We start from the raw sequence: 25220 nt of genomic DNA, 5'->3' as shown, positions 1-25220 counted from the left end.
GCAGGCAGCCCTGCAGCGCCAGGGTGATCTCGGTCTGCATGTCGGCCAGCTTTTTCTGGATCAACTGATTGGCTGCCAGCGGGCGGCCGAACTGCTGACGATCCAGGGTGTATTGGCGCGCGGTATGCCAGCAGGCCTCGGCGGCGCCCAACGCCCCCCAGGAGATGCCATAGCGTGCCGAGTTCAGGCAGGTGAACGGGCCCTTCAGGCCCCGCACGTCCGGGAAGATGTTCTCCTCAGGCACGAACACGTTGTCCATCACGATCTCGCCTGTGATCGAAGCACGCAGGCCCACCTTGCCGTGGATCGCCGGGGCGCTGAGGCCTTCCCAGCCCTTTTCCAGCACGAAGCCGCGGATATCGCCAGCGTCATCCTTGCCCCACACCACGAACACATCGGCGATCGGGCTGTTGGTGATCCACATCTTGCTGCCGGTCAGGCGGTAGCCGCCGTCCACCTTTCTGGCCCGGGTGATCATCGAGCCCGGGTCGGAGCCGTGGTTAGGCTCGGTCAGGCCGAAGCAGCCGATCCACTCACCTGTGGCGAGCTTGGGCAGGTACTTCTGCTTCTGCGCCTCGGTGCCGAACTCATTGATCGGTACCATCACGAGGGAAGACTGCACACTCATCATCGAGCGATAGCCAGAGTCGATCCGCTCGACCTCGCGAGCGATCAGCCCGTAACACACATAATTAAGGCCGCTGCCGCCGTACTGTTCGGGGATGGTTGCACCCAGCAAGCCGATTTCACCCATCTCGCGGAAGATCGCCGGGTCGGTCTGCTCATGGCGGAAGGCTTCAAGCACGCGCGGCGCCAACTTGTCCTGGGCGAACTGATAAGCGCTGTCACGCACCATGCGCTCTTCTTCAGTGAGCTGCTGATCGAGCAGCAGCGGATCGATCCAGTTGAAGCTTGCTTTACCGGCCATGAGCGAAATCCTCGAAAAGAGAGAGCAAATTCTTGTGCCCTTGAGCCTAGGCCTGATCGGCCGTCGGGACAAACGAGGATTGCGCACGGATTAGTGATAATTTGTCACTTCGTAAATCAGCAAAACGCCACATTGACAGCCTTACAAGTGAGGTTGACGTACATGCGCCGCAAGATCCCCAGCACTGCCGCCCTGGTCTGTTTCGAGGCGGCGGCGCGCAACGAGAGCTTCACCAAGGCCGCGCAAGAACTAGCGCTGACCCAGGGCGCCGTTTGTCGGCAGATCGGCGGCCTGGAGGCCTTCCTTAATGTGGAACTGTTTCGCCGCTCAAGGCGCGGGGTGAAGCTGACTGAAGCCGGCCTGTCCTATAGCCGCCAGGTTGCCGCGCAACTGGATGCAGTAGAGCGCGATACCTTGTCGGTCATGCGCCAGCAGGGCGCCAATGTGATCGAACTGGCCGTGGTACCCACCTTCGGCACCCAATGGCTGCTCCCCAGGCTCAAGGACTTCCAGCAGCGCCACCCCGACGTCACCGTCAACCTGACCAACCGCACCCGGCCATTTCTGTTTGCCGACACAGCCTTTGATGCAGCCATCTATTTCGGCGATGCCGACTGGTCCGGCACCCAGTCGCACCGGCTGATGGGCGAGAACCCTATCCCCGTCTGCAGCCCGGCCTTGCTGGACGGGCAGGGCATGCTCGACGCCCGCCGCATTGCGCAACTGCCATTGCTGCAGCAGACCACACGCCCCTATGCCTGGCGGCAATGGTTCGGCGGCCTGGGCATGAACGTGGAGCGCGACATGACAGGCCCGCGCTATGAACTATTCTCGATGCTCGCGCAGGCAGCGATGCACGAAATGGGGGTCGCACTGATCCCCCCCTTTCTGATCCAGCGGGAGTTGCAGGAGGGTAGGTTGGTGGTCGCTAACAGGCATGCCCTGAGCAGTGACAAGGCCTACTATCTGATGATTCCCGAACGCAAAGTGGAGTCTGCCTCGCTGCGGGCTTTCCGGGACTGGCTGGTAGCACAAGCGCAGGCCTACACCACCGCCTCTGCGTAGCTTCCGCCAAACAACCTGACTTCGTAGTCAATTATTTTAAACACCTACAGATATATGTATTTGTCGCATATTCGAAAACTGTTATGCAAGCCTGAAAATCCCGTTTAACCCTGCTGACTGCGCGGCTTTCAGGCTCAAATTGCGACATTGAGCGAACCGTAAGCGAAATACCGCAATTTTTTTTAGTTTTATCTCCTAATCTCCCAATGGCCCATGTTTGACGGGCTGCAACCGAAGGCTTGCGACATACGGTCACAGGGTGACTTGTAGTTTTAACTTCGTTTCGCTCCAGAACCGGTTGAAGCCCCTTGGGTTCATCTGCAAAATGCCTGGCCCGCCTAGGATTCGGCGGGTTGGACCGCACCAGCGCACCACCCGAAGTACGCTGGCTTCAACAAAGACAAAAGGTCACCGCAGGAGACATAGTCGTGCACATTGGTGTTCCTCTCGAGACGCAGACGGGTGAGACAAGGGTCGCCGCGACCCCTGAAACCATCAAAAAACTGGTTGCCCAGGGCCATCAGGTCACCGTCCAACGGGGGGCAGGGCTAAACGCCAGCATTCCGGACAGTGCCTATGAGGCTGTGGGTGCCTCCCTGGGTACCGCCGCCGATGCCTACGGCGCGCAACTGGTACTTAAAGTAGTCGCGCCCAACGACCAGGAGATGGCGCTGATCAATAGCGGCAGCCTGCTGGTGGGCATGCTCAACCCGTTCAACAGTGAACTGATCGGCAAGATGGCCGAGCGCGGCATCACCGCCTTCGCCCTCGAAGCAGCGCCGCGTACCTCGCGGGCACAAAGCCTCGATGTGCTGTCGTCCCAGGCCAACATCGCCGGTTACAAGGCGGTGCTGCTGGCAGCGCACTACTACCCTCGCTTCATGCCCATGCTGATGACGGCCGCCGGTACCGTGAAGGCTGCCCGCGTGCTGATCCTTGGTGCAGGCGTTGCAGGCCTGCAGGCCATTGCTACCGCCAAGCGCATGGGTGCCGTGATCGAGGCGTCGGATGTACGCCCCGCCGTCAAAGAGCAGATCGAATCGCTGGGCGCCAAGTTCATCGACGTGCCTTACGAAACCGATGAGGAACGTGAGTGCGCCGAGGGCGTTGGTGGCTATGCGCGGCCAATGCCGGCCAGCTGGATGCAGCGCCAGGCCCAGGCTGTCCACGAACGCGCCAAGCAGGCCGACATCGTCATCACCACCGCACTGATCCCTGGCCGCAAGGCGCCGACCCTGCTCAGCGCCGAAACCGTCGCGCAGATGAAGCCCGGGTCGGTGGTCATCGACCTGGCGGCCGCCCAAGGCGGTAACTGCCCGCTCACCGTCGCCGACCAAGTGGTGCAGGAAAACGGCGTGACCATCGTCGGCCCGACCAACCTGCCGGCCCAGGTGGGGGCCGATGCATCGGCGCTGTATGCACGCAACCTGCTGGACTTCATGAAGCTGTTGTTCGACAAGGACAACGCGCTGGTCATCAACCTCGAAGACGACATCGTTGCGGCCTGCCTCATGTGCCGCGATGGGCAAGTCGTCCGCAAGAACGGCTAAGGAGCACGACAAATGGAAGACATGCTGATTTCCCATGGCATCTACAACCTGATCATTTTCGTGCTGGCCATCTATGTGGGCTACCACGTGGTGTGGAACGTCACCCCAGCGCTGCACACGCCGCTGATGGCGGTCACCAACGCCATCTCGGCCATCGTCATCGTCGGTGCCATGCTGGCGGCGGCGCTGACCGTAACGCCCGCCGGCAAGCTGATGGGCACGCTGGCCGTGGCCTTGGCGGCGGTCAACGTGTTCGGTGGCTTCCTGGTCACCCGTCGCATGCTTGAGATGTTCAAGAAGAAAGCCAAGAACGAGGCGAAGAAGTAAGCATGAGCATGAATCTGGTAACGCTTCTCTACCTGGTCGCCTCGATCTGCTTCATCCAGGCGCTCAAGGGCCTTTCGCACCCAACCACATCACGCCGCGGCAACCTGTTCGGCATGATCGGCATGGGCTTGGCAATCGTCACCACGGTTGGCCTCATTTATAAGCTGGGTGCAGAACTGGCAACGGCCGGTATCGGCTACGTGATCGTCGGCCTGCTGGTCGGTGGTACCGCGGGTTCGATCATGGCCAAGCGGGTCGAGATGACCAAGATGCCGGAACTGGTCGCTTTCATGCACAGCATGATCGGCCTGGCCGCGGTGTTCATCGCCATTGCCGCCGTGCTGGAGCCGCAGTCGATGGGCATCGTCGCCAGCATCAGCGACCCGATCCCGACGGGTAACCGCCTGGAGCTGTTCCTCGGCGCGGCAATTGGTGCCATCACCTTCTCTGGTTCCGTGATCGCCTTCGGCAAGCTGTCGGGCAAGTACAAGTTCCGCCTGTTCCAAGGCGCACCGGTACAGTTCGCCGGCCAGCACAAGCTGAACCTGATCCTGGGCCTGACCACCATCGCCCTGGGCCTGCTGTTCACCTTCACCGGCCACTACAGTGCCTTTACCCTGATGCTGGTTCTGGCCTTCATCATGGGCGTGCTGATCATTATTCCGATCGGTGGCGCGGACATGCCGGTGGTGGTGTCGATGCTCAACAGCTATTCGGGCTGGGCAGCGGCGGGTATCGGCTTCTCGCTGAACAACTCGATGCTGATCATCGCCGGCTCGCTGGTCGGCTCGAGCGGTGCGATCCTCTCGTACATCATGTGCAAGGCGATGAACCGTTCGTTCTTCAATGTCATCCTCGGCGGCTTCGGCGGCGCGACCGATGCCGGTGGGCCCGCAGGCACCCAGGAAGCTCGCCCGGTAAAATCAGGTTCGGCCGATGACGCTACCTTCCTGCTCAGCAATGCCGACACGGTGATCATCGTGCCGGGTTACGGACTGGCAGTCGCCCGTGCCCAGCACGCGCTGAAGGAGCTTACCGAGAAGCTGACCCACAACGGCGTGACCGTGAAGTACGCGATCCACCCGGTGGCAGGCCGCATGCCGGGGCACATGAACGTGTTGCTGGCCGAAGCCGAAGTGCCGTACGACCAGGTGTTCGAGATGGACGACATCAACGCCGAGTTCGGCCAGGCCGACGTGGTACTGGTGTTGGGTGCCAACGACGTGGTCAACCCAGCAGCGAAAAACGATCCCAAGTCACCGATTGCCGGCATGCCGATCCTGGAAGCGTTCAAGGCCAAGACCATCATCGTCAACAAGCGCTCCATGGCCAGCGGCTATGCAGGCCTGGACAACGAACTGTTCTACCTGGACAAGACCATGATGGTATTCGGTGACGCCAAGAAGGTAATCGAGGATATGGTCAAAGCCGTGGAGTAAGCCACGGGCTGCAAACCGTGCGCTCTATAAGAAGCCCCGCCGAGAAATCGGCGGGGCTTTTACATTTGCCTGATCCAGATCAACGGCTCTACTTCCGGGCTCCTCATACGACCATGGTCGTGGGACGGCAACCGGCGAAATCTCTAGACTGCGCTCCAGTAGCTTCAGTAGCCTGAGATAACAATCCATGTACCGTGATCGTATCCGCTTGTCCTCCCTGCACAGCAAGGTAATGAGTGCGGCTGATGCCGCTGGTCTGATCGAGGACGGCATGACCGTCGGCATGAGCGGCTTCACCCGCGCCGGCGAAGCCAAGGCCGTACCCCATGCCCTGGCCGAACGTGCCAAGCAGTCGCCGCTGAAAATCAGCCTGATGACCGGCGCCAGCCTGGGCAATGACCTGGACAAGCAGCTGACCGAGGCCGGCGTGCTGGCTCGCCGCATGCCCTTCCAGGTCGACAGCACCCTGCGCAAGGCCATCAACGACGGCCAGGTGATGTTCATCGACCAGCACCTGTCGGAAACCGTCGAGCAATTGCGCAACCAGCAGCTCAAGCTGCCGGACATCGCCGTCATCGAAGCCGTGGCCATCACCGAACAAGGCCATATCGTGCCGACCACCTCGGTAGGCAACTCGGCCAGCTTCGCGATCTTCGCCAAGCAAGTGATCGTCGAGATCAACCTGTCGCACAACGCCAACCTCGAAGGCCTGCACGACATCTATATCCCGACCTACCGCCCAACCCGCACACCGATCCCGCTGGTCAAAGTCGATGATCGCATCGGCAGCACCGCCATCCCGATCGACCCGGCCAAGATCGTCGGTATCGTCATCAGCGACCAGCCGGACTCGCCGTCCACTGTATTGCCGCCGGACGACGAAACCCAGGGCATCGCCGACCACCTGATCAACTTCCTCAAGAAGGAAGTCGACGCTGGCCGCATGACCAACAAACTCGGCCCACTGCAGGCCGGTATCGGCAGCATCGCCAACGCGGTGATGTGCGGCTTGATCGATTCGCCGTTCGAAGACCTGACCATGTACTCCGAAGTACTGCAGGACTCGACCTTCGACCTGATCGACGCCGGCAAGCTGAGCTTCGCCTCGGGCAGCTCGATCACCCTGTCGACCCGTCGCAATGCCGATGTGTTCGGCAACCTGGAGCGCTACAAGGACAAGCTGGTGCTGCGCCCACAGGAGATCTCCAACCACCCTGAGGTGGTCCGTCGCCTGGGCATCATTGGTATCAACACCGCGCTGGAGTTCGACATCTACGGTAACGTCAACTCCACCCACGTGTGCGGCACGCGGATGATGAACGGCATCGGTGGCTCTGGCGATTTCGCCCGTAACGCGCACCTGGCCGTGTTCGTCACCAAGTCGATTGCCAAGGGTGGCGCGATTTCCAGCGTGGTGCCGATGGTCAGCCACGTCGACCACACCGAGCACGACGTCGACATCCTGGTCACCGAGCAGGGGCTTGCAGACTTGCGCGGCCTGGCGCCACGTGAGCGTGCCCGGGCGATCATCGACAACTGTGTGCACCCGGATTACCGCGCAGCGCTGAACGACTATTTCGATCGGGCCTGCCAGCGCGGTGGCCATACGCCGCACATTCTGCGCGAAGCGTTGAGCTGGCACGAAAACCTGGAAGAGACCGGGCGTATGCTCGCCAGCTGATTCCCACACGCTTGTCGTTACACCGCTGCAAACAAGCCGCCTTCAACCGGTACACGCGCGATTCGTCATCAGCGCCGTATCGGTTAAAGGCGGCTTGCCGGCTATAGGGCCGGTACAGTCAAACCCCTCACTCGAAACGACGGCCAATCAAGCTACATAAACTGTACTACTGTACTGGTATTATGAGCTTACCCTCTGCTGACCACCTCTCATTCCCGAGCATTTTGCACCATATAAGTGCAGACCAGTACAGTTGCGCCTATTTCGAGTGCAACAGTAGGATTACACAGTTAACTGAACCATCGTAATGCCGCAGAACTGTATCTACTGTTATGGACAAGAGAGGAGGATCATTGGCATCAGTTAAATCACTACCTAATCCCGCCATAAGCGGAAGGATGAAACATCATGGAACGTACACTCAGTTCCGGTCTGGTTTTTGAAAGCAACGCCCAACAATCCAACGCTTCGATGCCTCTGCGTGCCCTGTCCACCCTGCTGCTGTGGCAGCGTCGCATGGCCAGCCGTCGTCAACTGGCTCGCCTGGACTCCCGCCTGCTGGCCGACGCCGGTATCAGCGAGTCGCAGCGTTACGAAGAGCTGAGCAAGCCTTTCTGGCGCTAAGCTCCGGCTTGCCGGCTACGCCCGGCACCGCGAATTCCCAAACCCGTTGCAGGCGACTGCAGCGGGTTTTTTGTTTGTAAGCCACGTGCCAGAGCGGCTCACAGCCATATAGGTACAGTTTCGTATTAATCAAAAAAACACCAGTACAGTACTAGGAAGGGCTGTTCATTAACATCCAGAAACATCGACGCGTGATACGCTTCGCTTAACAGTCTGGTAGAAACCAGATGTTGAAAAGTACCGAGGCGCACAGTGCGAGCGTCCGATTAGCAGAATTCCCTAGGAGTCCACGATCATGTCCCTTAAACACCTGATTGGCGCCGCCCTGATGCTGAGCCTGGCCGGCACCGCCAGCGCCACCAGCTTCGTCGTCACCACTGACGCAGTCGTGGGCGCTGTCGCTGCATCCACCGACGCCACCTCCGACGTATCGTCGTCGTTCCGCGACGACAAGATCGTCCAAGCCGCCCGTGACGATGCCGCCAGCTTCGTTGGCAGCCAAGGCGACATTCGTGGCGCCAAGCTGGAAAGCGCCTTCCTGCACATTCGCGCGCAAATGCCGACCCTGCAGGCTAGCGACGCACAGCTGGCACAGGCCATCCTGGCCATCTGACCTGCACTGAGCCCTGCGGCTGTACGGGTGCTCGCCCAAACAGCCGCAGTGTCTTCACCCCCTCGTTCCCAGCCGTCAGAAGCCCATGCGTTATCTGTTGCCGTTGTTGTTTGTCGCCGTTGGCATTCCCCTGAGCATGGCACCTGCCCATGCGTTGGACACCACCACGCAAAGCCTGGTCATCACAGGCTATGTCACCAGCCAAGTCACCACCGCGCCGTTCGACCGCAAGCTGGTCAGCCAGGCCCGTGACGATGCTGCGGCATTCGTCGCCAGCGATGGCCTGATCCTCGGTGCGCGCCTGGAAGCGGCGTTCGCCTCGCTGCGCCAGCACGGTGCCGCACAGGCTGTCGGCGACCTGGAACTGGCGCAGGCAATTCTCGTCCAATGACTACACCTGACTCCCTGTATTTTTCGGAGATGCTCCATGCGTAAACCGCTGATTGCCGCTACCCTCGGCATGCTGCTGCTGGCCGACCTGGCCCAGGCACAGACGCTGGTGGCCACCAGCAACATCATCGTGCGTGCCTTTGGCCGTTCGATCGATTTCACGTCCGACACCACCACCTCGATCCGTGATTCCAAAGTCGTGCGTGAAGCGCACGACGATGCCGCCAGCTTTGTCGCCAGCAACGGTGATATCCGTGGCGCTCAGCTTGAAGCTGCATTCAATACCCTGCGCGAGCGCCTGCCTGAAGCGCGAGGCGCCAGCGACCAAGTCCTGGCTGAAGCCATTCTCGCGCTGTGAACCAGGTGCGTGCCTGGCTGCTCGGCTGCGCCCTGACGCTGCTCGGCACACCCGCCCTGGCCGACCTGCAGCTTGAGCTGCAGGCTTCCGGCCTCGACCCTCAACAACGCCAAGCCAGCCAGGCACTGCTCGACGAAGCTCTGGGCAAGCTGCCGCCGCGCTTCAAGCAGCAACTGGACCGGCGTGTGCAGGTCAGCTGGACTGCGCGCATGCCCGCCGACGCCTATGGCCAGGCGTCGCTGGTTTCTACCTTGGAGCTCAACAGCCGCCTACTGCCCGGGCTGGTCGATGGCAGCGCCGCCCGCGAACGCACCCACCGCCCACACGGCACCGTGCGCGAAGAGCTGCTGGCGACTGTCCTGCATGAACTGACCCATATTTACGACCGGGCCCGGTTGTGGCCGTCCTCCGAGCGCTCGCTGATCGCCCGTTGCAAGCGCCAGCAGGGCACTGTGGGCAAAATCGGCTTGCCAGAGGCGTGCCGCGGCCAGGCCGAACGGCGCTTCACCTTGAGCGATGACCCACGCCTGCTCGACCTTGCTGGCTGGCAGCAATATGTCGGCCGCCGCGGTGAGCGCGAGCAGCACAACGGCCAGTTCGTGCGCAGCCCAGACACCTATGAGCTGAGCAGCCCCAAGGAATTCATTGCGGTCAACATGGAGTACTTCCTCCTCGACCCGAGCTATGCCTGCCGGCGCCCCGCCTTGAACCAGTACCTGCGCGACCACTTCGGCTGGGCACCCGCACAAGATAGCTGCGCCAAGGGCTTGCCATTCCTCAACGCGGGCAGCGACTTCGCTCGCCAGCCACTGGGCGAAATCGACCCCGAACGCGTTTATGAAGTCGACTACCTGCTGGCCGAGGCCAATCAAAACTGGGTCAGCCGCTGGGGCCACAGCATGCTGCGCCTGGTCATCTGCAAACCTGGGCGACCGCGCGGCCCGGATTGCCGCCTGGACCTCGACCAGCACCTGGTGCTGTCGTACCGCGCCTTCGTCAACGATGTGCAGTTGTCCAGCTGGGACGGCCTGGTCGGCGCTTATCCATCGCGGCTGTTCGTGTTGCCGTTGGGCCAGGTCATCGACGAGTACACCAAGACCGAGCTGCGCAGCCTGGCGTCGATCCCCCTCAAGCTCGACCGCCAGGAAGTCGAGAACCTGGTGCGCCAGGCGGCGGAAATGCACTGGAGCTACGACGGCAATTACTACTTCCTGTCCAACAATTGCGCGGTCGAATCGCTGAAACTGCTACGCAGTGGCACCGCCAACCCGCGCCTGAACGACCTCGACAGCATCATGCCCAACGGCCTGCTGGAAGTGCTCAAAGGGCGGGGCATTGCCGATACCCGTGTGCTCGATGACCCCCGCGAAGCCCTGCGCCTGGGTTACCGCTTCGACTCCTACCGTGACCGCTACCAAGCCATGTTCGACGTGCTGAAAAAGCAGCTGCCGATCAAGCAGGACAAGGTCGAGGACTGGCTGGCCCTGGATGCCGAACAGCGCCGCGGCTGGTTCGCCCAGGCCGATCTGCGCACCAGCGCTGCCTTGCTGCTGCTCGAGCAGGCCAGCCTGCGCCGCCAGCTGTTGCTGGCCCAGGACGAGGTCAAGCAGCGCTACCTGAACGCGGCGGCGCTGAAGGATGGCAGCATCGACAAGGCCAACCAGACGCTGCAGCAGATGCTCGCCAACAGCGGCTTCCTCAGCCGCCCGGCAGAACTGCTGGACGCAAAAGGCTATGGTCTACCGCAGCCCGATGAGCGCAAGCACCTGGAGAAAGTCAGCAGCGAGCGGCAAGCCCAGTTGCTGCGCCTGAGCACCGACTTGGACAAAGAGGTGAGGGCGCTGCTGGACCCCTCGCGGGCCAAGGAGATTGCGGCGATCGAGACCAACGTGAAGCAGGTGGGTGAGCATCTGCGAACGCTGCACAAGGCCGCAGGCGGGTTGCAGTTGTAGTCATCACAGCACCGGCCTCATCGCGGCAAGCCCGCGAAGGCCATGTGACCTAACAGATGACCTACAGGCTTTCCCCAACCTCCCCAGGCAGATCCTCATCCAGGTGCAACCAAGGCAACCGGCTACCCGTCCAGATATGCCGGTTGGCCCGCACCCGCTCCGGGTGGTCCAGCGTCGCCACCGTCACATCGATGCTGTCCGGGCTGTGCGAAGTGACCAATGCCACATGCGCCCCACACTGCCCGCAAAAATACCGGCTGCAACTGGCCGGCGCCACATAGCAGCTCGGCTCGCCCGTCAGCCATTGGAATGCGGAACGCGGCACCGTCAGCCAAGTCACCACCAGCCCGCCACTGACGCGCCGACAGATCGAACAATGGCAGTGGGCGACATCTGTCAGCGCGCCCTCCAGCCGATACCGCAAGCCACCACAGTGGCAGCCACCTTCGGTCACATTCTGCATCACCTACCTCCCGTCGCCTTTGTCACAGCGAAAGCTGGCTGAAAGCTTGCCCTCTTAGGATAGCGCCCACTACCGGCACAAGACCGGTCAGCCAGGGTACCCGGAATCTTCCGCGCCCGGCCCAATCAACAACAACAATGGTGATTCTGATGTATTCCTGTGCCCGCCTTCATGTCGTCCCCCTCCGCATGCTCCCTGCACAGCGCCTGACGCGCTGATCCGCCCGAATCGACTGTCCTTTCGCCGCGCCACGCCTGGAGTATTGCCATGCTGACCTTCCTCGGCTTTGCCATGGTCATCACCTTCATGTACCTGATCATGACCAAGCGCCTGTCGGCCTTGATCGCGCTGATCCTGGTACCGATCCTGTTCGCCCTGTTCGGCGGTTTCTCCGCCAAGATCGGCCCCATGATGCTCGAGGGCATCAGCAAGCTCGCGCCAACCGGCGTGATGTTGATGTTCGCCATCCTCTACTTTGCCCTGATGATCGACTCCGGCCTGTTCGACCCGGCCGTGCGCAAGATCCTCAAGCTGGTCAAAGGCGACCCGCTGAAAGTCTCGGTCGGCACCGCCGTGCTGGCCCTGGTGGTCTCGCTCGACGGTGACGGCGCCACCACCTACATGATCTGCTGCGCCGCCATGCTGCCCATGTACAGCCGCTTGGGCATGAGCCCGCGGATCATGGCCGGCCTGATCATCCTGGCCGGCGGGGTGATGAACATGACCCCCTGGGGTGGCCCGACCGCACGCGCCGCCAGCGCACTGCACGTGGACCCGTCGGACATTTTCGTGCCCATGATCCCAGCCATGCTGTTCGGCGTACTGGCGATCCTGGCCATTGCCTATCTGTACGGCAAGCGTGAACGTGCCCGCCTGGGCGAACTGCACCTGCCGACCGACGACATCGACCACAGCGAAATCACCGTGTCGCAGTTCCCGGAAGCGCGTCGGCCGAAACTGCTGTACTTCAACGGTGCCCTGACGGCGGCCCTGATGGTTGCCCTGATCGCAGGCGTGCTGCCACTGCCGGTGCTGTTCATGATCGCCTTCAGCATCGCCATGATCGTCAATTACCCCTGCCTGCAGCAGCAAAAAGACCGCATTGCCGCCCACGCCGGCAGCGTTCTGGCGGTAACCGGGCTGATCTTCGCCGCCGGTATTTTCACCGGCATCCTGTCCGGCACCGGCATGGTCGATGCCATGTCCAAGAGCCTGCTGGCGGTCATCCCCGAGGCCCTGGGCCCGTACCTGGCGGTGATCACCGCGATCGTGAGCATGCCGTTCACGTTCTTCATGTCCAACGACGCCTTCTACTACGGCGTGTTGCCGGTACTTGCCGAGGCAGCCAGCCACTACGGCATCAGCCCGGTCGAGATGGCCCGCGCGTCGATCGTCGGCCAGCCGGTACATCTGCTCAGCCCCTTGGTACCCTCCACCTACCTGCTGGTGGCCCTGGCCGGCATCGAGTTCGGTGACCACCAGCGCTTCACCCTGAAGTGGGCAGTTCTGGTGTGCCTGTGCATAATGCTCGCCGCGCTGCTGATGGGGATTTTCCCGCTGTTCAGTAGTCTTTAATAAACACGTATTACCCCTCCCGCGGTGCGCCCTAAATTGGGGCGCGTCGCCTTTACCGTTCGAAGGAATACACATGGAATGGCTGACCAGCCCGGAAATCTGGGTTGCCTTTTTCACCCTCACCGCGCTTGAGATCGTTCTCGGGATCGACAACATCATCATGATCTCGATCCTGGTCAGCCGCATGCCCAAGCACATGCAGCCACGTACCCGGATCTTCGGCCTGGCCCTGGCCATGGTCACGCGTATCATGCTGTTGCTGTCGATCACCTGGGTCATGCGCCTGACCGCCGATTTGTTCGTGGTCTTCGGCCAAGGCATTTCCGGCCGCGACCTGATCCTGTTCTTCGGCGGCCTGTTCCTGTTGTGGAAGAGCTCCCAGGAGATCTACCACGGCCTGGAAGGCGAAGACGAAAGCTCGGACGAACCGAAAGGCGCGGGTGGCAAGTTCTTCTACACCATCATCCAGATCGCCATCATCGACATCGTGTTCTCGCTGGACTCGGTGATCACCGCTGTGGGCATGGTCTCCCACGTGCCGGTAATGATCGCCGCGATCGTCGTCGCCGTGCTGGTGATGATGCTGTGCGCCGGTGCCATCAGTAACTTCATCGACAAGCACCCTTCGCTGAAGATGCTCGCGCTGTCGTTCCTGATCGTGGTCGGTACCGTGTTGATCGCCGAATCGTTCGACGTGCATGTGCCAAAAGGCTACGTCTACTTCGCCATGGCGTTCTCGCTGGCGGTCGAAGCGATCAACATCCGTATGCGCACCGCCCTGTCGCGCAAAGATGGCAAAGAGCATGATCCGGTGAAACTGCGCAAGGACATTCCGGGTCAATAAACCCAGGAAGCGCGTTTCAAGCAAGGGCCCTTCGGGGCCCTTTTTTGTGCCTGCCGGCCAGCAGGGCAATCATTCATGACCGGTTGTTTCAAATCGCCGACAGCCATGCGAAGCTGGCAAGCGCTGCACAAAACAACTAAAGCTTTGAGTGGGCACTGAAATTTTACAAAACGCCCACGCTCCACTTATTGGTCCACATGGGCCATTGGCAACAGGGGGCTTCGCCATGCTGACCCTGCTCAACCTGCTCTCGGCCGTGACGCTATTGGTCTGGGGCACACACATCGTGCGTACCGGCATCCTCCGGGTTTTCGGCTCCGACCTGCGCCGCATCATCAGCCAGAACATGAACAAACGCCCCCTGGCGTTCATCGCCGGGATTTTGGTCACCGCCATGGTGCAGAGCAGCAACGCCACCGCGATGCTGGTCACATCCTTCGTCGGCCAAGGCCTGATGGCCATGACACCGGCCTTGGCGATCATGCTTGGCGCCGATGTCGGTACCGCGCTCATGGCCCGGGTGCTGACCTTCGACCTGTCGTGGCTGTCGCCCCTGCTGATTTTCCTGGGTGTGATCTTCTTCCTCTCGCGCAAACAAACCCGCGTCGGCCAGCTGGGGCGGGTAGGGATTGGCCTTGGCTTGATCATCCTGGCCCTGGAGCTGATCGTGCAGGCCGCTGCGCCCATCACCCATGCCCAAGGGGTGAAAGTCCTGTTCGCGTCGTTGACCGGGGACATCTTGCTCGACGCCTTGGTCGGCGCGCTGTTCGCCATGATCTCCTATTCCAGCCTGGCGGCGGTGTTGCTCACCGCGACCCTGGCCGGCGCTGAAGTGATCAGCCTGCCGGTGGCCATCGGCCTGGTGGTGGGTGCCAACATCGGCAGCGGCTTGCTGGCCTTCATCAGCACCAGCATGCAGAACGCCGCCGGGCGGCGCGTCGCGCTGGGCAGCTTGCTGTACAAGCTGTTCGGCCTGTTGCTGATCATTCCGGTGCTGCACCCACTGGTGGAGTGGATGGACACCTTGAGCTTCAGCCCTCAGGAGCTAGTGATCGGGTTCCACCTGCTCTACAACACCCTGCGCTGCCTGCTCATGCTGCCAACCGTCAAACCCATGGGCCGGCTGTGCAACTTCTTGCTGCCCGAACGCGAAAACGGCAATGGCCAAGTACGCCCGCGCCACCTTGATGCCTCAGCGCTGGAAACGCCCAGCCTGGCACTGGCCAACGCCGCCCGCGAAACCCTGCGCCTGGGCGACATCGTCGACAGCCTGCTCGAAGCCATGCTTGGGGCCTTGCGCGGCACGCAAACCGCCCTGCCACAGCAGGTCCGCGCCTTGGCCGAGGACGCCGAGGCCCTGTACAGCGCCATCAAACTGTACCTGGCGCAGATGACGCGGGAGGACCTCAGCGAGCGCGATAACCGGCGCTGGGCCGAAATCATCGAGTTGGCGATCAACCTTAAACTGGCCTGCGACCTGGTCGAACGCATGCTGCGCAAGGTCCAGCAGCAGAAAACCAGCCAGCGCCGCGAGTTTTCCCAGGTCGGCCTGGAGGAATTGACCGGCCTGCAGGAGCAGTTGCTGTCGAATCTGCGCCTAGGCCTGTCAGTATTCCTCAGCGCCGACCCCGAGAGTGCGCAGCTGTTGCTGCGTGAAAAACGCCGGTTTCGTGCACAGGAACGGCGCCTTGCCCACGCCCATGTCAGCCGCCTGCAACGCAAGGTGGTGCAAAGTATCGAGACCAGTTCGCTACACTTGGAGCTGATCGCAGACATGAAGCGGTTGAACTCTTTGTTCTGCAGCAGTGCCTATGTGGTACTCGGTGGCTCGGACACGGGCGGGCTAATGCTCGACAGCGTGCCGGACGAAGCCCGCTTGCCGTGATTTCGCCAACCAGGAGATCCAAGCTCGCCCATGCGTTGCCTGATGTTCGTTTGCCTACTGATCTGCAGCCTGCCCACGCTCGCCCTCGACCGCTCGCGGGTTGAAGGCTACCTGCTGCCCAACGGGCTGCAGGTCATCCTCAAGAACGGTTACGAACGTGACCACGTGGCCATCCGCCTGGTGGTGGGGGTCGGCCTGGATGACTTCGACTGCGAGCAGAAAGAGCTGCCGCACTTGCTCGAGCACTTGCTGTTCAGCGGCATCGACGAAACGGGCGAGGGCGGCTTGGAAGAGCGCCTGCAAGCCCTGGGCGGCGAGTGGAATGCCTACACCAGCAGCGCCGATACCACCTTCGTGATCGAAGCGCCAGCGCGCAACCAGCGCAAAGTCCTCGACCTGCTGCTGGCGATAATCCGCGACACCCCAATCGACGCCAAGGCCCTGGCCACGGCGAAAAGGATCATCGAGCGCGAAGATGGCGGCCACTATGGCCACCTGCAGCGCTGGCTCGACCGTCAGGACATCGGCCACCCCGCCAGTGACCAGTTGGCCACCGAATTGGGCCTCAAGTGCGCCGAGCGCTCGAACATCGACGACATGACCCTGGAACAGGTGCAGGCCCTGCGCGACCGCTGGTACGCCGCCAACAACATGACCCTGATCCTGGTCGGCGGCCTCGACCGCCTGCTGCCGGCCTACCTGGAGCGGACCTTTGGCGAGCTGCCTGCCACCGAGCCGGAAGAGCGCCGCAACCTCGAGAGCATCAGCCAGCAGGCCGAACAACGCCGCGACCTGACCCGCGGCTGGCTGGGTGACAGCGTCAAGTTGCATTGGCTGTTCATCGAGCCGGTGCTGGACAACGACCACCAGCCGACCCTCGACCTGCTGTCACGCTACCTGGAATGGGCACTGTACGACCAGTTGCGCCTGCGCAATGGGCTGTCCTACGGCCCATCGGTGCAGCGCGAAAGCTTCGGCGACAGTGGCATGCTCAGCCTTAACGCCGACCTGGAACGCGACGACATCGACAAGGCGGTCAAGGTGATGCAGGGCTTGTTCGACCACCTGCGCAAGGAAGGCCTCGACCCGGACACCTTCGCCCGCATCAAGGACGCCAGCGTTGCCCGGGAAAGCTGGAGCACCCAAGGCAACAGTGCCTTGGCCGACTATTACTGGGGCGCGTTGAACGACTACACCGACGGCCGCTTTGCCAACCCGGTGCGCAAGTTGCGCCAGGTCAGCCTGGCACAGGCCAATGAGGCGCTGAAGGAATTGCTCAAGGACCCGGGTTACCTGCGCATCGAGAAACCGCTGCTGGGTTATGACGAGCTGTACGGGCTGATCGCTCTGCTGCTGGGGCTGATCCTGGCGGCAGGGTTGCTGCGCTGGCGCCGGCAAACCCCGCAACCACCGAGCGGTGCTACACGGCAGAAGTGATTCGGCGGTATCCTTTAGCCAGTACCGGCCTGTTCGCGGGCCCGCTCCCACAGCGGTAGACATTGCCCCTGTGGGAACGGGCTTGCCTGCGAAGCGCCCGGCACAGCCACCCTATCTCTCCTGTTGTAGACCCATGCCCCCAATTCCCCGCTTCGTCCAGCGCGTCATCGAACTGCTTAAACGCTACCCCGGCATCATTGCGCTTGGGGGGTTCCTCTCTGGCATCGGCAGCTTCATCCTGGTCGACCGCCAGGCCGGCCTTGCCAGCTGGGTAGCCGTCCTGATGCTGGTCAGCTGGGTCTGGCTGATGCTGGAAAACACCCTTACCGGCCTGTTCGCCCGCACCTTCAACCGCGAAATCCCGCAGCCCTTGCTGCGCTACGCGACGCAGATGATCCACCAGGAAACCCTGTTCTTCGTCCTGCCGTTCTTCTTCATCACCACCACCTGGAACAGCGGCCAACTGGTGTTCACCGGCTTGCTGGGCGCTGCCGGGCTGATTTCGATCGTCGACCCGCTGTACTACAAGTGGCTGGCCCCACGACGCTGGCTGTTCCTCGCGCTGCACACCCTGACGTTGTTCGCAGCATTGCTGACCGCGCTGCCCATCATTTTGCACCTGACCACCGCCCAGAGCTTCAAGCTGGCGCTGATCATCGCCATGGCCCTGTCGTTCCCCAGCCTGGCCAGCAGCTTCCCGGTGAATACCTGGCGGCGCGGCGTGGCCCTGGTGCTGGTGACGCTGTCGGTAGGGGCCGGAGGCTGGTTGCTCCGCTCCTGGGTACCACCGGCGACGCTGTGGATGACCGAAGTGGCCGTCAGTACCGAAGTGCTCAACCGCCAGCCCGGCGAGTCGCTGGAGGAGATCGCTGCCAGCCGCATCAAGAGCAGCGGGTTGTATGCGTACACCTCGATCAACGCACCACGGGGCCTGAACGAGCGGATCTATCACGTGTGGCAAAAGGACGGTACCGAAGTCGACCGTATTGCCCTGGATATCCACGGTGGGCGCAAGGAAGGCTACCGCGCCTGGACCCACAAGCAGAACTTCCCGCCTAACCCGGTGGGCAAATGGCAGGTGAGGGTGCTGACCGAAGACGGGCAGGTGATTGGTGTGCTGCGCTTCAAGGTGGTCGACGACACTGCGGCGAAGTGATGGTTGGGGCTTGTCGGGGCGCTGAACCGCTGCGATGGGCCGCAAAGCGGCCCCAAGCGCCCCCACTCAGCACATAATCAACAAACCAGCCCATGCCCTCTGCGCTATGATCAGCCCCTAAGCCTTAGCGCCGAGTCAGTTGCATGGAGCCTATGACCCCCCCCAGTGCCACCCTGGACACCAATCAACACCCCACCTGCCTGCGCATTACCGGTGATTGGACCCTGGCCCACTACGCCAGCCTCAAGCGCGAAAGCGACCAGTTGCGCACGCAATGCAGCAGCGACACCGTTGCCGACCTCAGCCAACTGGGCCGCCTCGACACCGCCGGCGCCTCGCTGCTGGCCGAACTGCTCGGTTCCGAGCGCCTGTCCCATTGCACCGACAGCCTGCCCGACGCCAGCCGCGCCCTGCTGAAGAACGTCTACTGTTCCGTCCAGGACTACTGCATCCCGGTCAAGGAAGCAGAACGCCCGGTGCTGCTGTTGCTGCTGGAGCGCATCGGCCGTGCCGTCAATACCCTATGGCAAGACACCCGGCAATTGCTCGGCTTCGTCGGCCTGATTCTGGAAACCCTGCTGCGAAGGGCCTTCCAGCCGCACCGCTGGCGGCTTACCCCGGTGGTCGCTCACATCGAGCAGACTGGCCTGGACGCCGCCCCCATCGTGGCCTTGCTGACCTTCCTGGTAGGTGCGGTGGTGGCGTTTCTCGGCGCCACGGTGCTGGCTGCCTTCGGCGCGACCATCTTTACCGTCGACCTGGTGGCGTTCTCGTTCCTGCGTGAATTCGCTGTGCTATTGACCGCCATCCTCATGGCCGGCCGCACAGCCAGTGCCTTCACCGCGCAGATCGGCTCGATGAAGGCCAACGAAGAAATCGACGCCATCCGCACCCTGGGCCTGAACCCGATGGAGCTGCTGGTCGTGCCCCGGGCGTTGGCCCTGCTGATCTCGTTGCCGCTGCTGACCTTCCTCGCGATGATCTGTGGCATCGTCGGCGGCGCGGTGGTCTGCGCACTGTCGCTGGACATCTCACCGGCCATGTTCCTGTCGCTGCTGCAGACTGACATCGGTGTGCAGCACTTCCTCGTCGGCCTGGCCAAGGCGCCGTTTTTCGCCTTCCTGATCGCTGCCATCGGCTGCCTTGAAGGCTTCAAGGTCAGTGGCAGCGCAGAATCCGTGGGGGCACACACCACCTCGGCAGTGGTGCAGTCGATTTTCGTGGTCATCGTGCTGGATGCGGTGGCGGCACTGTTCTTCATGGAGATGGGCTGGTGAGCGGGCGGGAAACAGTCATCGAGGCTCGGGGCATCTGTAACCGCTTCGGCAGCCAGAGCGTGCATGAAAACCTCGACCTGGACCTGTACCGGGGCGAGATCCTAGCCGTGGTCGGCGGCTCGGGTAGCGGTAAATCGGTGCTGCTGCGCAGCATCATTGGCCTGCGCCGGCCCAACGAAGGGCAGATCAAGGTATTCGGCCAGGACCTGGCCGAGCTACGTGAAGAGCAGCGCTCGTTGGTCGAGCGGCGCTTTGGCGTGCTGTTCCAGAAGGGTGCGCTGTTCTCGTCGCTGACCATCACCGAAAACGTCGCCTTGCCGCTGATCGAGCACGCTGGCTTGTCCCGCGCGGATGCCGAGCACCTGGCCGGGGTCAAGCTGGCCCTGGCCGGGCTGCCGATTTCGGCCGCCGACAAATACCCGGCCTCGCTGTCCGGCGGCATGATCAAGCGCGCAGCGCTGGCACGCGCCTTGGCCCTGGACCCGGACATCCTGTTCCTCGATGAACCCACCGCGGGCCTCGACCCGATCGGCGCCGCCGCGTTCGACCAGTTGATCCTGACCCTGCGCGACGCACTGGGCCTCTCGGTGTTCCTCATCACCCACGACCTGGACACCCTCTACACCATCACCGACCGCATCGCGGTGCTGTCGCAGAAGAAAGTGCTGGTGGCCGGCCCCCTGGCCGAGGTCGAGCAAGCCAACGACCCCTGGATTCAAGAATACTTTCACGGCCCCCGCGGGCGTGCAGCCGAACAGGCCGCCGCCCGCCCGAGGCAGGAGCGCTGAACGATGGAAACCCGAGCACATCATGTCCTCATTGGCCTGGTCACCGTCCTGGTGGTGGCCGGTGCCATGCTGTTCGGCCTGTGGCTGACCAAGTCCAGTGTCGACGATGCCTTCAAGGATTACGAAGTGGTGTTCAACGAAGCCGTCTCGGGCCTGTCCCGGGGTAGCCCGGTGCAGTACAACGGCATCAAGGTCGGCGACGTCTCGACCCTGCGCCTGGACCCCAAAGACCCGCGCCGCGTGCTCGCCCGCGTACGGCTGAGCGGTGACACACCGGTCAAGGAGGACACCCAGGCCAAGCTGACCCTGGCCGGGGTCACCGGCAACTCGTTCATCCAGCTCAGCGGCGGCACGCCCCACAGCCCAGAGCTCAAGGGCAAGGACGGCAAGTTGCCCGTGATCATCGCGTCGCCTTCGCCAATCTCACGCCTGCTCAACGACAGCAGCGACCTGGTGACCAACATCAACCTGCTGCTGCACAACGCCAACCAGATGTTCTCAGACGACAACATTGGCCACCTCAGCAGCACCCTGGCCAACCTCGACAAGACCACCAGTGCCTTCGCCGGCCAGAATGGCGGCATTGCCCAGGCCATCGAGCAACTGGTGCAGGTTGGCAAACAGGCCAGCGCCACCCTGGCCGAAACCCAGGCACTGATGCGCAATGCCAACGGCTTGCTCGGCAGCGAAGGCAAGCAAGCCATCGGCAATGCAGGGCAGGCCATGCAGTCGCTGGCCGACAGCACGGCAACCATCAACCAGCTGCTCAAGAACAACAGTGAGGCCATTGGCGACGGTGCCCAGGGTCTGAACCAGCTAACCCCCGCAATCCGCGAGCTGCGCGAGACCCTCAACGCACTGAAGGGCATTTCCCGGCAACTGGAGGCCGACCCGAGCGGCTACCTGCTCGGACGCGACAACAACAAGGAGTTCCAGCCATGAAACCTTCGCTGCGCCTGTTGGCCCTGGCGGCCGCTATGAGCCTGGCCAGTGCCTGCTCGATCCTGCCGCCAAGCGAACCTGTGGACCTCTATCGCCTGCCCGTAAACCAGCCAAGCCGCGTTGCCACGCCGCTGGACTGGTCACTGCGGCTGAACAAACCGCTGGCCAGCGAAGTGCTGGCCGGCCCCCGGATCACGGTGATTCCCCAAGGCGACGTGGTCAGCAGCTACAAGGGCGCACGCTGGAGCGACGCTGTGCCGGTGCTGTTACGCAACCGCCTGCTCGACGGGTTCCAACGTGACGGCCAGGTGCAGCGCCTGAGCGCCGACGACAGCAACCTGCAGGCCGACTACGAGCTGGCCGGCGAGCTGCAGGCGTTTCAGAGCGAGTACCGCCCGGACGGGGCAGTGGAGGTGGTGATTCGTTACGATGCGCGGCTGGTCCAGGGCCGTAGCCAGCGCATCCTGGCCAGCAAACGGTTCGAAATCCGCCGGCCGTTGGCCGACAAGCAGGTCGCGGCGGTGGTCGCAGGCTTCGGCGCGGCCAGCGACCAGCTGGCAGGGCAGGTGGTGGCCTGGACAGTCGCCCAGGCCGCGCAGGCTCAGCCGAAGAACCAGTAGCAGACGAAGATCGCCGCGACCACCCCGGAGAACTCCGCCAGCAGTGCGCAACCGACCGCGTGGCGCACCCGCTGGATGCCCACCGCACCGAAGTACACCGCCAGCACATAGAACGTGGTCTCGGTGCTGCCCTGGATGGTCGCTGCAACCAGTGCCGGGAAGCTGTCCACGCCTTGCGTCTGCATGGTCTCGATCAGCATCGCCCGCGCGGCGCTACCGGAAAACGGCTTGACCAGGGCGGTGGGCAGGCCTTCGACGAAGCGCGTATCCAGGCCCATCCAGTTCACCGCATGGCGAATGCCATCCAGCGCCAGCTCCAGGGCGCCCGAGGCGCGCAGCACACCCACCGCCACCAGCATGGCCACCAGGTAAGGCAGCAGGTTCTTGGCCACGTCGAAGCCCTCCTTGGCCCCTTCGACAAAGGCTTCGTACACCTTGACCCGCTTCAGCGCACCGATCAGCAGAAACAGCATGATCACGCCAAACAGCGTGAGGTTGCCCAGGATCGACGACAGGCTCGACAGCGCGGCCGCCGACAAGGTACCGAGAAAGGCCATGAAGCAGCCCAACAGCAGCGCACCGGGGATCAGATAAGCCAGTACCACCGGGTCCCACAGACGCAGGCGCTGCATGACGGCCACCGACAGCAGGCCGACCAGGGTCGACACGCTGGTGGCCAGCAGGATCGGCAGGAACACCATCGTCGGGTCGGCCGCGCCTTGTTGCGCGCGGTACATGAAGATGGTCACCGGCAACAGGGTCAGCGACGAGGCGTTAAGCACCAGGAACAGGATCTGCGCGTTGCTCGCGGTGGTGCTGCTGGGGTTCAGCTCCTGCAGCGCCCGCATGGCCTTCAGGCCGATCGGCGTGGCCGCGTTGTCCAGGCCCAGGCCATTGGCGGCGAAGTTCATGGTGATCAGGCCCAGGGCAGGGTGGCCCTTGGGTACTTCTGGCATCAGCCTGGCGAACAGCGGGCCAAGCACCTTGGCCAGCCACTCGACGATGCCGGCCTTCTCGGCGATTTTCAGAAAGCCCAGCCACAGGGTCAGGGTGCCGAACAGCAGGACCATCACCTCCACCGACAGCTTGGCCATGGCAAAGATACTTTCGACCATCGCCGCGAAGATGCCGGCGTTACCGCCGATCAGCCATTGGGCCAGGGCGGACACGGCCGCCACCAGAAAAAAGCCGAGCCAAAGGCCGTTGAGCATCCGTGTATCCCCTGTGAAAAATGCCCGAATGATAGCGTATCGAGCTGTTCATTAGCGCCAAACGTAGACCGCCCCCTGTAGGAGCAGCCTTGCGCTGCGAAGAGGCCGGTGACAACTGTCCTGTTTTCAGCGCTGGTCCCGGCCTCTTCGCAGCACAAGGCTGCTCCTACAGTCGGTGTGCTTTACAACAGATAACAAAAAGCCCCGACAAGTCGGGGCTTTTTGCTCAACGCATCAGCTTCAGCGTTTGGCGGTCTGGCCAACCACTGCAGCTTCCTGCTTGTCGGCCATCAGCGAGGCGTAGTACTGCTCGCCCTTGGCAGCGTCGTACATGCCTTCCCAGCGTGCGATAACCAGCGCGGCCAGGGCGTTGCCGACCACGTTCAGTGCGGTACGGGCCATGTCCATGATGCGGTCGACACCGGCGATGAAGGCCAGGCCTTCCAGCGGGATGCCCACGCTGCCCAGGGTCGCCAGCAGTACCACGAAGGATACGCCCGGTACACCGGCGATGCCTTTGGAGGTGACCATCAGGGTCAGGACCAGCAACAGCTGCTGGCTCCACGACAGGTCGATGCCGTACAGCTGGGCAATGAAGATTGCCGCGATGCTCTGGTACAGGGTCGAACCATCGAGGTTGAACGAGTAGCCAGTCGGTACCACGAACGAGCAGATCGACTTCGGCGCACCGTACTTCTCCATCTTCTCGATCACCCGTGGCAGCACGGTTTCGGAGCTGGAGGTGGAGTAGGCCAGGATCAGCTCATCTTTCATGATGCGCATGATCTTGATCACCGAGAAGCCGAACACGCGCGCCACCAGGCCCAGCACCATGAAGGCGAAGAAGGCGATGGCGAAGTACACCAGCAACACCAGCTTGGCCAGCGGCAGCAGCGAGCTGAAGCCGAAGTTGGCGACGGTGACGGCGATCAGGGCGAATACGCCGATCGGGGCGTAGTTCATGATCATGTGGGTGACCTTGAACATGGTCTCCGACACAGCCTGGAAGGTACGCACCAGCGGGTCGCGCAGTTCGGCCTGCAGGCTCGACAGGCCCAGGCCGAACATTACCGAGAAGAAGATGATCGGCAGCATTTCGCCACGCATCAGCGCTGCGAAGATGTTCGACGGGATCAGGTTCAGCAGGGTTTCGATGAACGCGTGCTCATGCTGCACTTCGGCCGCGGTGGCCTGGTACTTGGAGATGTCCACGGTACCCAGGGTGCTCATGTCGATGCCGGCGCCCGGGTGGAACAGGTTGGCCAACACCAGACCGACGACGATGGCGATGGTGGTCACCACTTCGAAGTAGATGATGGTCTTGAGGCCGATGCTGCCCAGTTTCTTCGCGTCGCCAACTCCGGCGATGCCCACGATCAGCGACGAAATCACGATCGGGACGACGATCATCTTGATCAGGCGAATGAAGATGTCACCAGCGGGCTGGAGGACGTTGCTGATCCACCATGCCTTTTCCGCACTGAAATGATTCAGTAGCGCGCCGATTGCAACGCCCAGGACCAGACCGATAACGATCTGCCAGGCGAGGCTCAGTTTTGCCTTCTTCATGTCTTTACCCTTTGTTCTAGTGGTCATGGGCGCCGAACGAAAACGCGCGTAACAGAGCCGTTGGCAACGTCACGGTGAGCGAAAAAGCTTCCGTCCGGCGACCTCATGTAAGGACACCGCGAGCGAGCGACAGGGCGCTCGGGCCAGCGAAAAGGCGGCAACTATTGCGATGGGAAAGGGGGAAATCTAATGCCGGAAACGCATACCCCATGCCGATACTGCATAATGGTTTGCGTTAAAAATGGCATGTCGCAAGTGCTTGATTTATAACGTTCGGAAACCCGAACAAGACCAAAGCGCCAGTTTTGGGCCGATATGGCAGTACATAAGGAAGGGGTTGTATGGCTTGTTCGACAATCCGAATGGCCGAAATGACACTTGCGGCGGCCGCATTGAGGGCGAAAAAAATGTGATGTACGGTCGAGACAAAATGTGTCCCGAAGCCAAAAACACGCAAGAGGGGCCATCGACTGATGACAATGATGAAGGGGTTGATGGCTCCTCGGAAGTCAGGTCGGTGTGGTGT

At 62.2% G+C, this 25220-nt stretch carries 23 protein-coding genes (1 of these 23 only partly in view); 19 read left to right on the top strand and 4 right to left on the bottom strand.

Annotation, left to right across the window (positions count from 1 at the left end):
• Positions 1–928: the 5' portion of an acyl-CoA dehydrogenase gene (locus LOY53_RS00675; protein WP_027591941.1), read on the bottom strand. 254 nt of this gene lie to the left of the window's left edge; the window shows 928 of its 1182 coding nt (coding positions 1–928); its start codon is at positions 926–928; its stop codon lies off the left edge, out of view.
• Positions 929–1090: 162 nt separating this feature from the next.
• Between LOY53_RS00675 and LOY53_RS00670 the strand changes: the two genes are divergently transcribed.
• The 10 genes from LOY53_RS00670 to LOY53_RS00625 all read left to right on the top strand — a co-directional run bounded on the left by LOY53_RS00670 (position 1091) and on the right by LOY53_RS00625 (position 10927).
• Positions 1091–1993, top strand: coding sequence for a LysR family transcriptional regulator (locus LOY53_RS00670; RefSeq protein ID WP_258703475.1), 903 nt, complete (start codon positions 1091–1093; stop codon positions 1991–1993).
• A 428-nt stretch (positions 1994–2421) separates the two neighbouring features.
• A complete protein-coding gene (locus LOY53_RS00665) occupies positions 2422–3543 on the top strand; it encodes a Re/Si-specific NAD(P)(+) transhydrogenase subunit alpha (RefSeq protein ID WP_027591943.1) in 1122 nt (373 codons plus the stop codon).
• 12 nt (positions 3544–3555) lie between these two features.
• Positions 3556–3870, top strand: coding sequence for an NAD(P) transhydrogenase subunit alpha (locus tag LOY53_RS00660; protein ID WP_027591944.1), 315 nt, complete (start codon positions 3556–3558; stop codon positions 3868–3870).
• A 2-nt stretch (positions 3871–3872) separates the two neighbouring features.
• Complete coding sequence (locus LOY53_RS00655; protein ID WP_027591945.1) at positions 3873–5309, top strand: NAD(P)(+) transhydrogenase (Re/Si-specific) subunit beta; 1437 nt, start codon at positions 3873–3875, stop codon at positions 5307–5309.
• A 187-nt stretch (positions 5310–5496) separates the two neighbouring features.
• On the top strand, positions 5497–6990 hold the full coding sequence (locus LOY53_RS00650) for an acetyl-CoA hydrolase/transferase family protein (RefSeq protein WP_027591946.1): 1494 nt from the start codon (positions 5497–5499) through the stop codon (positions 6988–6990).
• A gap of 408 nt (positions 6991–7398) precedes the next feature.
• A complete protein-coding gene (locus tag LOY53_RS00645) occupies positions 7399–7614 on the top strand; it encodes a DUF1127 domain-containing protein (protein ID WP_012269957.1) in 216 nt (71 codons plus the stop codon).
• A 295-nt stretch (positions 7615–7909) separates the two neighbouring features.
• The gene (locus LOY53_RS00640; RefSeq protein ID WP_027591947.1) at positions 7910–8227 is read left to right on the top strand and encodes a DUF2388 domain-containing protein; all 318 of its coding nucleotides are present in this window, start codon (positions 7910–7912) and stop codon (positions 8225–8227) included.
• 85 nt (positions 8228–8312) lie between these two features.
• Complete coding sequence (locus tag LOY53_RS00635; RefSeq protein ID WP_252826365.1) at positions 8313–8618, top strand: DUF2388 domain-containing protein; 306 nt, start codon at positions 8313–8315, stop codon at positions 8616–8618.
• Between the two features lie 36 nt (positions 8619–8654).
• Positions 8655–8975, top strand: coding sequence for a DUF2388 domain-containing protein (locus tag LOY53_RS00630; protein ID WP_027591949.1), 321 nt, complete (start codon positions 8655–8657; stop codon positions 8973–8975).
• The gene (locus tag LOY53_RS00625) at positions 8972–10927 is read left to right on the top strand and encodes a DUF4105 domain-containing protein (protein WP_252826364.1); all 1956 of its coding nucleotides are present in this window, start codon (positions 8972–8974) and stop codon (positions 10925–10927) included. The genes LOY53_RS00630 and LOY53_RS00625 overlap by 4 nt, the downstream gene beginning before the upstream one ends.
• 61 nt (positions 10928–10988) lie before the next feature.
• Here LOY53_RS00625 and LOY53_RS00620 read toward each other — a convergent pair whose 3' ends face one another.
• Positions 10989–11390, bottom strand: coding sequence for a GFA family protein (locus LOY53_RS00620; protein WP_252826363.1), 402 nt, complete (start codon positions 11388–11390; stop codon positions 10989–10991).
• A 267-nt stretch (positions 11391–11657) separates the two neighbouring features.
• On the opposite strand from LOY53_RS00620, the gene LOY53_RS00615 reads away from it, so the two are divergent.
• The 9 genes from LOY53_RS00615 (at position 11658) to LOY53_RS00575 (ending at position 21914) form a co-directional block, all read left to right on the top strand.
• Entirely contained in the window at positions 11658–12965 is a 1308-nt protein-coding gene (locus LOY53_RS00615; protein ID WP_027591952.1) for a CitMHS family transporter, read from the top strand.
• A gap of 73 nt (positions 12966–13038) precedes the next feature.
• Positions 13039–13809 carry a TerC family protein gene (locus tag LOY53_RS00610; protein ID WP_027591953.1) on the top strand — a complete coding sequence of 257 codons (771 nt, stop codon included), beginning with the start codon at positions 13039–13041 and terminating at the stop codon, positions 13807–13809.
• Between the two features lie 226 nt (positions 13810–14035).
• Positions 14036–15694, top strand: coding sequence for a Na/Pi cotransporter family protein (locus LOY53_RS00605; RefSeq protein ID WP_252826362.1), 1659 nt, complete (start codon positions 14036–14038; stop codon positions 15692–15694).
• Positions 15695–15724: 30 nt separating this feature from the next.
• On the top strand, positions 15725–17131 hold the full coding sequence (locus LOY53_RS00600) for a pitrilysin family protein (RefSeq protein WP_258703474.1): 1407 nt from the start codon (positions 15725–15727) through the stop codon (positions 17129–17131).
• Between the two features lie 133 nt (positions 17132–17264).
• Positions 17265–18287, top strand: coding sequence for a DUF2914 domain-containing protein (locus LOY53_RS00595; protein ID WP_258703473.1), 1023 nt, complete (start codon positions 17265–17267; stop codon positions 18285–18287).
• 143 nt (positions 18288–18430) lie between these two features.
• On the top strand, positions 18431–19564 hold the full coding sequence (locus tag LOY53_RS00590; protein WP_258703472.1) for an ABC transporter permease: 1134 nt from the start codon (positions 18431–18433) through the stop codon (positions 19562–19564).
• Positions 19561–20352, top strand: coding sequence for an ABC transporter ATP-binding protein (locus tag LOY53_RS00585; protein WP_027591958.1), 792 nt, complete (start codon positions 19561–19563; stop codon positions 20350–20352). Before LOY53_RS00590 ends, LOY53_RS00585 begins: the two co-directional genes overlap by 4 nt.
• 3 nt (positions 20353–20355) lie before the next feature.
• Entirely contained in the window at positions 20356–21294 is a 939-nt protein-coding gene (locus tag LOY53_RS00580; protein ID WP_027591959.1) for an MlaD family protein, read from the top strand.
• A complete protein-coding gene (locus LOY53_RS00575; protein ID WP_027591960.1) occupies positions 21291–21914 on the top strand; it encodes an ABC-type transport auxiliary lipoprotein family protein in 624 nt (207 codons plus the stop codon). Before LOY53_RS00580 ends, LOY53_RS00575 begins: the two co-directional genes overlap by 4 nt.
• Here the strand turns inward: LOY53_RS00575 and LOY53_RS00570 are convergent.
• Positions 21896–23125 (bottom strand): nucleoside recognition domain-containing protein, encoded by a 1230-nt coding sequence (locus LOY53_RS00570; RefSeq protein ID WP_252826361.1) that lies wholly within the window; start codon positions 23123–23125, stop codon positions 21896–21898. The genes LOY53_RS00575 and LOY53_RS00570 overlap by 19 nt on opposite strands.
• Before the next feature lie 240 nt (positions 23126–23365).
• On the bottom strand, positions 23366–24694 hold the full coding sequence (gltP, locus tag LOY53_RS00565; protein WP_027591962.1) for a glutamate/aspartate:proton symporter GltP: 1329 nt from the start codon (positions 24692–24694) through the stop codon (positions 23366–23368).
• Positions 24695–25220: the final 526 nt, after the last annotated feature.

It is taken from the genome of Pseudomonas sp. B21-031, assembly GCF_024748985.1.
Lineage (GTDB): Bacteria > Pseudomonadota > Gammaproteobacteria > Pseudomonadales > Pseudomonadaceae > Aquipseudomonas > Aquipseudomonas kermanshahensis.
This window is presented reverse-complemented; position numbering and strand designations above follow the sequence as displayed.